Source organism: Acidimicrobiia bacterium, from assembly GCA_029210695.1.
Lineage (GTDB): Bacteria > Actinomycetota > Acidimicrobiia > Spongiisociales > JAHEDJ01 > JAHEDJ01.
Map to the genome: position 1 here is coordinate 16305 of JARGFH010000010.1, position 13469 is coordinate 29773.

Annotated in this window: 15 protein-coding genes and 1 pseudogene; 8 read left to right on the top strand and 8 right to left on the bottom strand. The window is 63.4% G+C overall.

The features are described 5' to 3' along the window. Positions 1-35: 35 nt before the first annotated feature. Both P1T08_05005 and P1T08_05010 read right to left on the bottom strand, forming a co-directional pair. A complete protein-coding gene (locus P1T08_05005) occupies positions 36-479 on the bottom strand; it encodes a DUF6174 domain-containing protein (protein ID MDF1595440.1) in 444 nt (147 codons plus the stop codon). A 22-nt stretch (positions 480-501) separates the two neighbouring features. Then, on the bottom strand, positions 502-1341 hold the full coding sequence (locus tag P1T08_05010) for a phosphotransferase (protein MDF1595441.1): 840 nt from the start codon (positions 1339-1341) through the stop codon (positions 502-504). A 55-nt stretch (positions 1342-1396) separates the two neighbouring features. Here P1T08_05010 and P1T08_05015 point away from each other — a divergent pair, with 55 nt between their 5' ends. Together P1T08_05015 and P1T08_05020 are read left to right on the top strand one after the other, a co-directional pair. Next, entirely contained in the window at positions 1397-2008 is a 612-nt protein-coding gene (locus tag P1T08_05015; protein ID MDF1595442.1) for a hypothetical protein, read from the top strand. Then, on the top strand, positions 2009-2356 hold the full coding sequence (locus P1T08_05020; GenBank protein MDF1595443.1) for a hypothetical protein: 348 nt from the start codon (positions 2009-2011) through the stop codon (positions 2354-2356). 103 nt (positions 2357-2459) lie between these two features. On the opposite strand, the pseudogene P1T08_05025 reads toward P1T08_05020, so the two are convergent. Beyond that, positions 2460-2822, bottom strand: a pseudogene (locus tag P1T08_05025) (pyridoxamine 5'-phosphate oxidase family protein). A gap of 167 nt (positions 2823-2989) precedes the next feature. On the opposite strand from P1T08_05025, the gene P1T08_05030 reads away from it, so the two are divergent. The 3 genes from P1T08_05030 (at position 2990) to P1T08_05040 (ending at position 6078) form a co-directional block, all read left to right on the top strand. Then, a complete protein-coding gene (locus P1T08_05030; GenBank protein MDF1595444.1) occupies positions 2990-4513 on the top strand; it encodes an ATP-dependent DNA ligase in 1524 nt (507 codons plus the stop codon). 141 nt (positions 4514-4654) lie between these two features. Continuing rightward, entirely contained in the window at positions 4655-5275 is a 621-nt protein-coding gene (locus P1T08_05035; GenBank protein MDF1595445.1) for a nitroreductase family protein, read from the top strand. Positions 5276-5277: 2 nt separating this feature from the next. Further along, positions 5278-6078, top strand: coding sequence for an RNA methyltransferase (locus P1T08_05040; protein MDF1595446.1), 801 nt, complete (start codon positions 5278-5280; stop codon positions 6076-6078). Between the two features lie 4 nt (positions 6079-6082). Here P1T08_05040 and P1T08_05045 read toward each other — a convergent pair whose 3' ends face one another. The 3 genes from P1T08_05045 to P1T08_05055 are packed head-to-tail and all read right to left on the bottom strand — an operon-like array spanning position 6083 to position 8208. Continuing rightward, a complete protein-coding gene (locus P1T08_05045) occupies positions 6083-7144 on the bottom strand; it encodes a hypothetical protein (GenBank protein ID MDF1595447.1) in 1062 nt (353 codons plus the stop codon). Between the two features lie 49 nt (positions 7145-7193). Further along, complete coding sequence (locus P1T08_05050) at positions 7194-7565, bottom strand: VOC family protein (protein ID MDF1595448.1); 372 nt, start codon at positions 7563-7565, stop codon at positions 7194-7196. Continuing rightward, the gene (locus P1T08_05055; GenBank protein ID MDF1595449.1) at positions 7558-8208 is read right to left on the bottom strand and encodes a YceH family protein; all 651 of its coding nucleotides are present in this window, start codon (positions 8206-8208) and stop codon (positions 7558-7560) included. The genes P1T08_05050 and P1T08_05055 overlap by 8 nt, the downstream gene beginning before the upstream one ends. An 88-nt stretch (positions 8209-8296) precedes the next feature. Between P1T08_05055 and P1T08_05060 the strand changes: the two genes are divergently transcribed. Both P1T08_05060 and deoD read left to right on the top strand, forming a co-directional pair. After that, on the top strand, positions 8297-9097 hold the full coding sequence (locus P1T08_05060; GenBank protein ID MDF1595450.1) for an LLM class F420-dependent oxidoreductase: 801 nt from the start codon (positions 8297-8299) through the stop codon (positions 9095-9097). 116 nt (positions 9098-9213) lie between these two features. Next, positions 9214-9939 carry a purine-nucleoside phosphorylase gene (deoD, locus tag P1T08_05065; protein ID MDF1595451.1) on the top strand — a complete coding sequence of 242 codons (726 nt, stop codon included), beginning with the start codon at positions 9214-9216 and terminating at the stop codon, positions 9937-9939. 298 nt (positions 9940-10237) lie between these two features. On the opposite strand, the gene P1T08_05070 is transcribed toward deoD, so the two are convergent. Next, complete coding sequence (locus tag P1T08_05070) at positions 10238-11167, bottom strand: oxygenase MpaB family protein (protein MDF1595452.1); 930 nt, start codon at positions 11165-11167, stop codon at positions 10238-10240. Positions 11168-11218: 51 nt separating this feature from the next. Continuing rightward, entirely contained in the window at positions 11219-11602 is a 384-nt protein-coding gene (locus P1T08_05075; GenBank protein ID MDF1595453.1) for a hypothetical protein, read from the bottom strand. 141 nt (positions 11603-11743) lie between these two features. Here P1T08_05075 and P1T08_05080 point away from each other — a divergent pair, with 141 nt between their 5' ends. Further along, entirely contained in the window at positions 11744-13468 is a 1725-nt protein-coding gene (locus P1T08_05080) for a thiamine pyrophosphate-binding protein (protein MDF1595454.1), read from the top strand. Position 13469: the final 1 nt, after the last annotated feature.

The window sequence follows — 13469 nt, forward strand, 5'->3', positions numbered from 1 at the left end:
GGACGATGGGGCGTTTCGGCGCCCCATCGTCGCGCTCAGCCCTCGGTGGCTTCCAGGTTGCGAACGAATACGCTCAGCTCATCGTCGAAATTGTCGGCGGATGGGTCGAGGATGATCGAAACCGGGTAGCCAAGTTGCCCGTCGTAGGCGACGTCGATGACGTCTCCATCCGCGTTTGCTTCGATCAGCGCAAACAGCCCTTCGATCGTCGGGTCCAGGAATTCGACGATGGCGACCGAGCCGGCGGGTGAGCTCGTTCGGATCACGCCGGCCACTTCGCCGGAATGGACTGTGATCTGAAACGGGCCTCTCACTTCTTCGGGGCAGTAACAATCGACTGTGAGCTGGTACCGGTAGGACTCCGGACCTCGTTCGGACCACGTTTGCTGTCGATCGGCCAACCGCTCGATGGTTCCGCCGCTACAGGCGGCCAGAGTCAGGGCGATCCCGATGAGCAGAGTCCTTTGCACAACAGTCACATGATCGCGCTGGCTCCAGGCTTCACCAACCTTCGAGTTCGGCGACCCACTCAACGGCCACTTTCGCCAACTGGCGTTGGAGCCGACGCAACTCGGTTCCGTCGGCCGCCCAATCCGGTGGGGGCCGCGAGGCGTGGATACCCATCAACCCGGCCAACACGGATGCCCAGGCGGCAGGTTGAGGGAGAACATGCGGGGTTGGGGCGTGGCAGGCTCTCATGTCGAGCAATGCAGTGGCGACGTCGAGGTAGCGGTTCCCGCGAGACACATACTCCCAATCAACGATCACCGGTCCGCGCTTCGTGAAGCAGAGGTTGCCGGCACCAAGGTCTGCGTGGATGAGATCGTCCCCCGACAGGTCTATCTTTGACGACAACTCGATCAGCCGGGTGCCATGTCGGGCGATCCACTCCAAATCCACGATGCCGAGACCCGTGATCTTTGCTGGATCCGCCGTGATTTCCGACCAAGGCGATACTTCGAGGGGCGGCATCGCTTCGAGATCGAAGGGCACTCTGGTGTCGGCGATCCGGGTCAGTGTGGGGAAGAGAATGCTCGACTCGGCCGGCCACGGCGGCGGCCACTGAGCCTTCGATAGATCTTCGAGGATGAGAATCGGTTCGGGACCGTCCTCCCATGCCCATACGACCGGGAGCCAGTCGGCCTCGAGCGCGGCGTACAGGCTGTGCTCCGTCCGCAGGGACCGGGCGGTTCGCTCATCGGCAGCCGCCTTGACGAAAACCCTGGTGCCCGCTTCGGTGGTCACCATACCCCGCCACGACCGAGTGTGGCCCCCGGTCGGCTGCTGCACGTCGATGACCGGGCTGTCGAGCAGACGTTCGAGGCGCTCGGGTGGATTCATGTACCTGCAACGAAAGCCGATCGTCCGCCGGTGGTCAACATGTAGGGTTTGGATCGTGGCTTTCTCTGAGGCTTCGGTCCCGGTGCGTTCCGACCTCGCCGCTGCGCTGCGACAAGTGTGGGCGAGCCTGGCGGCACCCGGGACGTGGTGGTCGGGTGTCGAGCGGGTCGCCATCGCCGGCGCGGCCAGGGGCCAGGCGACCGACGTCATTCCGGCCTCCGCCGGGGCAGCTGCCCGGACGGTGTACGCAGATATCACCGCCACCTCGCGGGACTGGGTGGACAACTTGATACAGGATGGTCTGGGGATTCCGGCTTTCATCGAGATCATCGGGATCGTCAGCCGCCTGGCGGCGGTCGACGAATTCAGCAGAGCGCTCGGGCAATCGGTCGAACCCCTTCCGGATCCGCTTCCCGGCGACCCATCCTTCGAGCCGGCTCCTCCGGCCAGACCCGGCCGGTCGTGGCTCCCGACGGCCGGTCCGGCCTCGATCACCCAGTCGCTCAGCCTGGTGCCGGCCGAATCTGCCGCGCAGGAGGACCTCCATGGGCCCTTGTACCTGACCTATGAGCAGATGGGCGATTTGAGATTCCGGCGGGAACTCACCCGTCCTCAGATGGAACTCGTTGCCGCCCGCGTGTCGGCGGTCAACGAGTGCTTCTACTGAGTGCTTTCACACACGATGATGCTCCGGGCGAGCAGCGAGGCATTTTCATATCAGGTTGATCTGCGGTCCGTGACGGACCCCTCAGTAGATCCTTTGCTTCCGCATGGTTCGGTCCTGATCGAATTCACCGATGCGGTTCTGGAGAGACGGGACGCCGGCACGATGCGGCGGGAAGTCATCGCAACCCTCGGTGAGGCCGGGTTGACCGGAGCAGCCGGGGTGATCGCCAACTTCTCGATGATGAATCGGATCGCCGATGCCACCGGGATGCCGACCGGCCGGGGCACTTTGGCACGAACCGCAGATGTCCGCGCCGCACTTGGACTCGATCGTTTCATGCATGACTAGCTCGCCGCGCACGTTGCAGGTTCGTGCGATTCGTTGTCGCCGTTCCAGGTTCTGAGTTGTAGGTCCTGAATTGCGGGTCGAGCGCGTGGTGTGCCGGCCGGGCTTAGACGCCGGGTCGCCAGATATCGCGAATGAAGCCGGGGCCGAGTAGTGACGCGTACGACACTGCAGTTTCTACGAACACCAGGTCGGGATTGTCCGGGGACTGGAAGAACGGAATCGGGTCGTAACCCAGGACGCCGTCTTCCCACAGTCGGTGACGGGCCGCTTCCGAGTCGTGGAGTGTCGCTACCCCGCGGGCGAACAACTCGCCGGGACCAGACCCGGACGTGACCGGCCAGTGGAACGTTATGTTCGGGTTGCCTCGTAGGTTCCGAACCTTCCGGCTGGCCGAGCGCGACCCAAACCAGATCGTTCCTTCGGTGAATCCCGGCGAAACCGGCGCAACGTGCGGTCGACCGTCCGGCCCACTGGAGGCCGCCTACGTGACCCAGTCGATATCGCCGGCCGCCTGCACCAATTCATCCCACGTCATGGGCGAAGTCTATTGAGTCATGGAGATTCGGCGATCGAGCACAACCGACTACTGCCTGTTGCCTACTGCCACCGGCCATCCTCCACCAGAATGGGCTCATGACACTCCTGCTCAGCGACATCGTCGAGGTCTCTTCTCGGGTGGCGGCCACTCGCAGACGAACGGAGAAGATTGCTGCGCTGGTGGACCTCTTCTCGCGAGCCGGGGAGGCGGACGTGCCGATCATGGTGGCGATGCTCTCCGGTGCAGCAAGGCAGGGAAAGATCGGGGTCGGCTACCGCGCAGTCTCGAGCATCAGGGCCGAACCGGCCGGGACCCCCACCGTCACAATCGTCGAGGTCGACCAAATCCTCACCGCACTGAAAGACAGGCGCGGTGAGGGTTCGCAGGCGGACCGGGAAAGCCTCTTGACGGATCTCTTCGGGCGCTGCACGGCACCGGAACAAGATTTCCTCAAACGGCTGCTCGTCGGAGGAGTCCGCCAGGGAGCACTCGAGGGGATCATGACCGATGCCGTGGCGGCGGCTGCTGGTGTTCCGGCCGCCGCCGTCCGCAGAGCGTTGATGATGTTGCCAGACCTGGGCCGGGTTGCGACGGTCGCGTTGGCCGGGGGAGCCGGAGACCTGGCAGGAATCGGGCTGGAAGTGCTTCGCCCGATCCAGCCCATGCTGGCCAAGACGGCGGCTTCAGCGACTGCTGCGGTCCAGGCGGAGGGACTCTCGTCGGTTGAGTGGAAACTCGACGGAGTCCGCATCCAGGTGCATCGGGCGGGGTCCGTCGTGCGGATCTACACGCGCAATCTCAACGACGTGACCGAGCGATTGCCGGACGTGGCGGATGTGGTGCTCGGCTTCGGGTCCGAACATTTCGTACTCGACGGAGAGGTCATTTCCCTGACTGCAGGCAACGAACCGCGTGCGTTTGTCGAAACGATGAGCCGGTTTGGAACCGAGCATCGTGACGGCGAGGAGGCGCCGGTCGTACCGTTCTTCTTCGACGTGCTGCATGAGGGCGGGCAGGACCTCATCGACCTGCCGCTCTCGGCCCGTCAGGAAGTTCTCGATCAGGTGGTCCCGGCGGCATACCGGGTCACTCGCGTTATCACCGACCAAGAGGATCGGGCAGAACGCACGCTGGTGGAAGCCAGAGCAGAGGGACACGAGGGGATCATGGTCAAACGCCTCGACTCGTCCTATGAGGCGGGAAGGCGCGGCGCTACCTGGCTCAAGGTCAAACCTGCGAACACCCTCGATCTCGTTGTTCTGGCCGTGGAGTGGGGGAGCGGGCGGCGTCAAGGATGGCTGTCGAATATCCACCTCGGTGCGCGCGAGGCAGCAACCGGCGACTTCATCATGCTCGGAAAGACGTTCAAGGGGATGACGGATGAGATGCTCGAGTGGCAAACGGGGCGGTTCCTCGAGTTGGAGACCCACCGGGACGGTCACGTCGTGCACGTGCGTCCCGAACAGGTGGTAGAGATTGCGTTCGACGGGATTCAGGCCAGCTCCCGCTATCCCGGTGGCATGGCATTGCGCTTCGCACGGGTCAAGAGCTACCGCCACGACAAGGCGGCCCGGGAGGCCGACACCGTCGACACAGTCAGGGCAATCTTCGAGAAGTAAGAGTGGCACATCCGGATGGACTTGAGTTCTGCCAGGCTGGGTCGGACGCCGATCGGAGCGATAATGAGTGTGTCCGAATACCCGTATACGAGCGAAGGCGACTTCGTTGCCTACGACGTGGGTCGATCCTCAGAGGAGACCATGCGAGGGGCCGCTCGTTCGTTTTTCGAACTCATGAACCGGCGCAGGTCGATCCGAACGTTCAGTTCAGATCCCGTTCCTCGCGACCTCATCGAACTCGCCGTCCTGGCGGCAGGTACCGCTCCATCGGGAGCACACCAGCAACCCTGGACCTTCGTTGCCGTGGGTGATCCAGACCTCAAGCGACGGATTCGCCTGGCGGCCGAGGATGAGGAGCGGACTAACTATCTCGAAGGGCGGATGCCGGACGACTGGAAACGGGACGTCGCCCGACTCGGTACGTCTTGGCAGAAGCTCTTTCTCGAAGGCGCCCCCTGGTTGGTGGTCCTGTTCGAGCAACGCTACGGGCTCGCCGATGACGGATCCCGGACAAAGCATTACTACGCAAAGGAATCCGTCGGCATTGCAGCCGGCCTGTTCATCACCGCGCTTCACACTATGGGCCTGGCGACGCTCACTCACACGCCCAGTCCGATGGCGTTCCTATCCAGACTTCTGGACCGCCCGGTCAACGAGCGACCCTTCGTGTTGTTCCCGATCGGGTATCCGGCGGAAGGATCGGTGGTGCCCAGACTCGATCGCAAGCCTCTGGCCGAGATCATGGTCGAGTGTGAGGCTTGAGAATGGCCGGCTTCGTCGAGATCAACGACCCGGCAGATGAAAGGTTGGACGACTACAGGGCGCTGCGGACGTCCGGCAGGCCCACCGAAACCGATTCCGGAGCATTCCTGTGCGAGGGGATCCGCGGAGTCGAGCGGTTGCTCGACTCCGACATGGTGATTCGGTCGGTGCTTGTAACAAGTACCAAGCTCGACAGACTCGGGTCGCGCCTCGCCGACCGTGATGTGACGGTACTGGTCGCGTCGCAGGAGGTGCTCAACGCCACGGTCGGATTCAACATCCACCGTGGGGTGATCGCCTCGGCGTTGCGGCGCCCGTCGATGGCGGTGCACGATCTGCTCTCTGGTTTCGGAACCGTGGCCGCCCTCGAAGGCATCAACGACCACGAGAATCTGGGGGCCATTTTCCGCAGCGCCCTGGCCCTCGGCATCGACGGCGTCATCCTCGACTCAGCGTGTGGCGACCCCTATTACCGGCGGGTTGTGCGGGTTTCCATGGGGGCCGCCTTCACTTTGCCGTTTGCCAGAATTGTGGCACCGGCCGATCTCGTCGATGTGCTGGATGGGGCCGCATTTGCCTCGATTGCGCTCACTCCCGATCCCACTGCGCTACCGATTGACCGGTTGGTGCTGGCGGAAGGGGAGCGTCCCGCCCTGCTGTTGGGGGCGGAGGGAGATGGGCTTCGTCGGGAGACGCTGGAGCGGGCGACCTACCGGGTGCGGATCCCGATTCGTGAAGGGGTCGACTCGCTCAACGTCGGGCACGCGGCGGCGGTGGCGTTCCACCGCTTCGGGTCGGTCTAGCCGGTTAGTTGGTGGAAGGGGGCCAGACCGGGTTCGAACAGTCTTCAAACGAATCGGCCATATCATTCGAACTCCCGCCACCGAAGGTGACGATCGGAGTTGATGCGGACCGATCCTCAGCTACACAGAACCAGGTCCCGGTCTCGCTGAACGTCACCAACAGCACCCGATCCGGCTCTGCGATGAATCCGACGACATCCGGTGTGGTCACCAGCGGCCCGTCCACGTACGAGACACTCGGTTCACGCAGGTCGAGTGTTTCGGTGGTCAAACCCGAGAAAGTGTCTTCGCCGGTATGGAACAACTGGGCGGCAATCAGAACGTCGTTGAGGTGGTTCTTGGCCCGGTCGTCTGCCAGCACATCGCCGGGAATGATCAGACCTTCTGCCGGGGGCACGATGGCAATCACGGCCCCGAGTTCGTTGATGCGGGCGGAGACCGTGACGGTTACGAAGCCGATGCCGTCGTCTGCAGTTGCGGCCATTTCAAAGGCGAGCACGAGTCCGTCTGCATCGACCCACACATCCGTAGTACCTTCGAAGTCGACGGTGATGCCGAGCCCGGCGGCGAGCTGGTCGGCAACGACCGGCCCGGGGAAGATGGGGGGCCCCTCGAAGTGCGAGGCGACGCGCGCGGCGACCGTTTCCTCTCCGACATATTCGAATTCGCCGGCCGAGTTGGCGACTTCTGCATGGATTGCACCCAGCCAGGTCACGTCGTCGACCGTCTCGTCGATCGGCACAAACGGGCCCATGCCCGTGCGAGACAGAACCGAGCCATCTTCGAGGAAGTAGATTTCGCCCTGGGTGGTGACTCCGGCGGCGGTGATCTCGCCGTTGACGCGCGTCCGGCGGGGCTCGGCGGTATGCACTGCATTGGCGATGGATCCGACATCGCCGAAGGTCTCGCCCGCCTGGAACGAGTAGGTGTAGGCAGTCGTGCTCGAGTACGAGTCGACGGCAGCCAGCCTGAAGACGTCGGGATCTGCTGCGACGGTCAGTGGCCTGGATTCGCCGCATGCGGCGAGCACCAGGGTGATGGCAAGGGCGGACAGGAGGTAACGCATGTAACGCTCGGGGGTGGGAGGCCATGGAGTGTAGACCTCATCGGGATTCTTACGGAAGTTGGAGCAATTGGATCGTGTTGCCGTCGGGATCGCTCAGTGTGGCGATCCGGCCTCCCCACGACTCGGACTCCGGAGGTCGGGTGAACGGAACACCGAGTTTCTGGAGCCTCATGAACGACTCGGCGATGTCCTCAACCGCCAGGTTGATCATGAGTCGGAGCGGATCGGTGGCCCGGCCCCAGACTTCATCGTGCACTCCGATGGTCAACCGGAACGCCCCGAATTCGAACGAAACATGATCGGGGCGCCTGGTGGCAGGTTCGAGTCCGAGCGTGTGCTCGTAGAAGTTGGCCAGAGTGGCGAAGCGCGAGGATTCGGTCCAGATGATCACCCCGGCGGGGGTCGGCGCCGGCTCACTCACTCGCCCGGTCCGGGCCGTCGGTGCTCGCATCGTCGAGGTCGATGCCGAGGGATTTGGCCAGGTCCCGTAGCTGCCGCTCGAGGAGCGTGACCCGATCGACCAGGGAGTTGGTCGGAGGCGAGGCGGCCGGTTGGGCAGACTCCTCGAACCCTTCCACCAGCAGGGTTCGATACCGGTTCTCCTTCTGACCGGCCGCCCGGGGCAGGCGCTCGGCGAGAGGTATTGCCCTGGCCATCAGATCGTCGAGGACTACCTCGATCGCCTCCGGAGTTTTGGCGACTTCGAAGTAGCGCTCGGTCCGTCCCCGCAGTTCACCGGGGGTCTGCGGTCCTCGTAGGAGAAGCACCGCCAGGATCGCCAGTTGCTCGTCGTCTATCTCATAGGTGTCTTCTGCTCTGTGTAGGTACTTGGTGGTCCGGCCGCCGCTAGAACGCGCCAGGCCGATCAGGCCCTTGGAGTCGAGAGAGCGCAGTGCCCGTTCGACGGTTAGCTCGTCGTACTCGACGACCGGCTGTCGGTTTGTTTTCTGGTTGCAGGCCGCCACCAGCGCGTTGACGGTCAACGGGTAATACTCGGGAGTCGTCCGTTCCTTCTCGACGAGGCAACCGAGGACCCGGGCTTCTTCGGGACTGAGTGATTCCATGGGTATCAAGCGTAGGCGTCGGTCGTGGCCCGACATAGTGGAGAGTTCGAGCTTAGGATCGCCATTCGTTTGTCCAGGAGGTCCATCCGTGTCTCGCGTCCGTATTGCCGTCCAGATTCATCCGCAGCAGGGTTCGTACGCTGCCATCCACGATGCCTTGAAAGAAGCAGAGGACCTGGGCGTGGATATCGCCTACAACTGGGATCACTTCTATCCGCTCTACGGTGACCCCGACGGTCAACACTTCGAGGCATGGACGATGTTGGGTGCATGGGCGGAGCAGACCGAGCGAATCGAGATAGGGCCGCTCGTGACCTGTAACTCGTATCGCAATCCCCAGTTGCTCGCCGATATGGCGCGGACTGTGGACCACATTTCGAACGGCCGGCTGATCTTGGGTATCGGATCAGGATGGTTCGAGCGGGACTACGACGAGTACGGATACGAGTTCGGGACTGCGGTATCTCGCCTTCATGATCTCGGGGAGGCGCTGCCGCTGATCGAGCAACGGTGGGAGAAGCTCAACCCGGCCCCGACGCGGAAGATCCCGGTGCTGATCGGAGGTGGGGGAGAGAAGGTGACGTTGCGGCTCACCGCCCGCCACGCCGACGTGTGGCACTTCTTCCCGAAAGATCCGGCGGCGATGGCGCACAAGATGGCCATTCTCGACGGATGGTGTGAGAAGGAGGGCCGCTCGCCTGATGCGATCGAGCGGAGCGCCGGTGTTCACCCTCACCTGCTCGACAAGGGCCTTGCCGAAGCCGATGAGTATGTCGATCTGGGTGTTCGGCAGTTCACCCTTGGTGTCGGCGGGCCGGACTTCGATCTGGCGGCCGTCCCCCGGTGGCTCGAGTGGAGAGACCGAACCAACGAGCGATTGGCCGGCTAGGACTCCTTCTCCTTTTCTCCGCAATGTAATGGCGCGTGGTGATGCACTGCATTGCTGAGAAAACAGGGGGCCACGCGATCGGGTAGGTTATCGCTCTACACATTCCAGGAGGATGGGTGTCGACCCCACACATTGCCGCACAACCGGGCGATATCGCCGAAGCGATTCTGCTGCCGGGTGATCCATTGCGGGCCGAATACATTGCAGATACCTTCCTGTCGCAGGCCAAGCGGGTCACGGCCATCCGGAACATGCTCGGATTCACGGGCGAGTACGAAGGGATGCCCGTCTCAGTCATGGGCACCGGAATGGGCATTCCCTCAGCCTCGATCTACGTATCAGAGCTGATCAATGAGTACGGCGTTCGGCGTCTCGTTCGAGTCGGATCCTGCGGAGGGATCGGAGCCGATGTGGCAGTCCGCGATGTCATCATCGCCCTGGGCGCATCAACCGACTCGGGTGTGAACCGCGCCAGATACGCCGGCTGGGACTACTCGGCAGTTGCGGACTTCGAGCTCGCGCGAACCGCGGTCCTGGCTGCCGGGCAAGCGGGGGTGCCCGTCCGGGTTGGAAATGTGCACTCGGCCGACCTGTTCTACAACCCGAATCCGCAGGCGTTCGACGTTATGGACAAGATGGGGGTGCTGGCCGTCGAGATGGAAGCTGCCGGGATCTATGGAGCGGCCTCAGAAGCACGGGCGCGAGCGCTCACGATCCTCACGGTTTCCGACCATGTCCGCACTGGAGTATCGACCAGTCCGGAAGAACGCGAACGCAGTTTCGATGACATGGTTCGCATTGCGCTGGCCGGGCTCCTGCTCGATGCCCAACCGGCTCGCTGAACCCGATCCGAAGGCCGTTGCGACCGGCCGTCGGACGGTTGGGGACCGGTTGCGGTTCGCGAAAATGACTACTCGACAGCACTCCCAACTCGTCGTACGATGAGGGTCTGATCGGGATACGTAGGCGGCTGACGAGCTGAAACAGAAAGGCTCTCACCGCCGGACCACGGCGATTGGTGAGTGGGCACCAGGCGGTGTTCACGAAAGGGAGGTCCCGGGATGCTGCGCAGCATTGCGGGGCCTCTCCGCGTGGGGACTCCCTCCGGCCGCCGTGCAGTCACTCAGCTTGTCTAGGCGGTCAGCGGCCGGTCGGATCGCCTACGGGCAGCGGCTGGACGAAGAGTCCCTCCGGAATCGGCGCTCCGACTCGGACGAGGGCAAGGTTCCAGGAGGGTGACGAACCCAGCGCCCACCGTAGCGTCGCAACGGTACCGCGCCCGACCAACCGCGACCCCGGGAGCCGGCGGACTCCCAGCATCCGGCGCAGCCGTAGTGGGATCGTGGCGACAGCTGCATTGAAGAGGAGTCGATATCCGGCTCTCTGCATCCTGGATAGCGGGGGGTGAACGAGGAAGGCAACCGTCTCTTGCATCCCCGGTGAAGGGGCAGCCTCGGGGTGGTTCGTGAGCCAGGACGACAACGAGGCGGCCTGGTCGGGGAGCGGGTCTGCGCGGAGCATCGATCCAACGGCCGTTTGCTCCGCTACGAAGGCATCGGCCTCGGCCGGAGAGAGGCGATCCCGTCCGAAGGTCTGGTAGGCGACGAGGAAGGAGTCGGTGAGGGCATTGTGAACCCACGCCGCGTATTCGGGGGTGCCCGCCGAATAGCGCCGACCTCTGGTGGAAGAGCCATGTACCGGACGGTGCGCAGTGCGGACGATTTCGATCGCCTGTTCAACCTCCGGATTTGCGCCGTAGCAGGTCGCCGTGACATAGGCAGAGGTCCGAGAGAGCCTGCCGAGAGGATCGGAACGGTAAGAGGAGTGATCGGCAACGCCGGCGACGACCTCGGGGTGGGCCGCCTGAATGAGCAACGCTCGAATGCCTCCGATGAACGCAGCAACGTCACCGACGACCCGCCACGTCACCGAGTCTGGTCCGAACAACCCGGGATCACCCCGATGCTCGAGGGTGGACGCCAGCGGATATCCGGCGTGACTGAATGGCCCGGTAACACCGGCGGTCAGCCGGGTCCGGATTGACTCGAAGAGGTGCGCGGCGGGTGACATGATCCTGTCAGCAGTGTTCCACGGCTGCTGCGCAACCGGGAATCCCGGCTGTCAGCCGGTGATGTGGGAGCGCGCCCACTCCATGGCTTCGATCTCAGAAGTGAAGATCTCGATCGGCCGTTTGGGCTCCGTGGCCAGGAACGCCTTCGCCATGGTCTGGCTGGCGCTCGAGCCCACGATGAGGGCGGTCGCCGACTCGGATGTCTCTTGTGTCGAGGCGCCGAACATCTGACGGGCGGCGCGTTCGGCATATCCAACGGCTCGCATGTCGACCACGGCGGGCGCAGGACGGCCATCGGTGAGCTCAAGGACGGCCGCCTGGACCGCGGCGGCGTCCTCCATCGTGATACTGAGGCCATGCTCGATGCGATGAACGAGCACGCCTTCGTCCGTCATCCACATCTCACCCAGCGGCGTCTGTACCCTATCCGGCATGGCTTGTCCCTCTCGGCCAAAACCAGACTGTAGCGACAATGGCACGAATTCTGGAAGATCGTCTCCAGAAAACCGGCCTCTGCCGATCCGGGCGGGGAGGTGCCGGGTAGGCTCGCGATCGTTCGTTTCGCAGGAGGGTTCATGGCCGGCTGCACAGGTGGTGAGATAGTCGCCAGGATGCTTGCTGCCGAAGGTGTCGACACGGTATTCGGGATCATCGACGGAACGTACTTCGGCCTCTACTCGAGATTAGAGCAGTTCGGCATCCGGCTGATTTCGCCCCGGCACGAAACCTCTGCGTTGCACATGGCCGGAGCATATGCCCGCCTGACCGGGAGCCTCGGGGTGGCCATCGCCTCCAACGGCCCTGGGGTAGCTAATGCGCTCCCGGGAGTTGCAGTTGAGAACGGTGAAGGCAATCGCGTGCTTCTCATCACCTCGTCCCGCCGCGAGGGAATCGGGTATCCGGATCGGGGCGGGGCGTTCCAATACTTCGATCAAGTGGCCGTCACAAAACCGATGTGCAAATGGGCGGGGGCCGTCCCGAACCGGGACCGGATTCCGGAGTTCATGCGCCGGGCGTTCAGAACAACATGGTCCGGCCGTCCAGGAGTCGTGCACGTCGATATCCCCGAGAGCGTGATGAACGGCAAAGGGAAGTTCGACCAGCGTGTAATCCGCTCTCCGGAGTCGTATCGCCGTGTCCACTCGATCGAACCCGACCCAGTCCACATCGAGCAGGCAGCCAGGATGCTCACTGAAGCCCGGGCACCGCTGATCCATGCAGGGACCGGTGTGATCCATGCCCGTGCCTACGATGGATTGCGGAGCCTGGCCGAGCAACTAGATGCCCCGGTAACAACGAGTTGGGGAGGCAGGGGGGCGCTCGAGGAAACACATCCACTGGCCATTCCGATGGTGCACCTCGACCTCTACCAGAAGCTGCGCAACAACGCCGACCTCGTCCTCGTCCTCGGATCGCGCCTCGGGGAGACGGATTGGTGGGGCAAGCCACCCTACTGGTCTGCCGATCAGCGGGTGATTCAGGTCGACATCGACGATTCATCCATCGGCGTCAACAAGCCCGTCGACCTGGCGATCCTGGGCGACATCGGGTGGTTCCTTCAGCGGGTCGGGGAGGAACTCGGATCCGCCATTGAACGGCAGCCGGACATCTGGACGGCAGATCGCGCGGCCGACCGGGCCAAACTCGACAAGCGGCTCGAAAAGACCGGGGACGGTGTGAACCCCGGTGCGGTACCCCGCATCGCCCAGCAGACATTGCCCGACGACACCGTATGGGTATTCGATGGGGGCAACACCACCGTCTGGTCGCATTTCTTCCATGAAACCAAGCACCCCAACTCGTTGGTGACAACCTTCAAGTTCGGGATGCTCGGAGCAGGCGTCGCCCAGGCTCTCGGGGCCCAGATCGCCTGCCCGGACAGAGTCGTGTGTTGCCTGATCGGTGACGGAGCAATGGGTTTTCATCCGCAAGAACTCGAGACGGCCGTCCGCAACCGGCTGCCCGTCATCTATGTGGTGTTCGTGGACCTCCAGTGGGGCATGGTCAAGATAAACCAGCAGTTCTCCCTGAAACCACTCAAGACGATCGTGCGCAAGTCGCTCGATGGGGACGAGACGATCAACGCTGACTTCTCTGAAATCCGGTTCGACGATCTCGCCCGCGCGATGGGAGCCCACGGCGAGCGGGTGTCCAGTATCGATGAGCTTGCACCTGCGCTCCAACGCTGCGTGGAGGCCGGGCTGCCCTCAGTCGTCCATGTCGACGTTGATCCCGTCACTCACATGTGGGCACCGGCCTTGCGGACCTTCAGAGACATGCACCAGGAACCGTCTGGTTAGG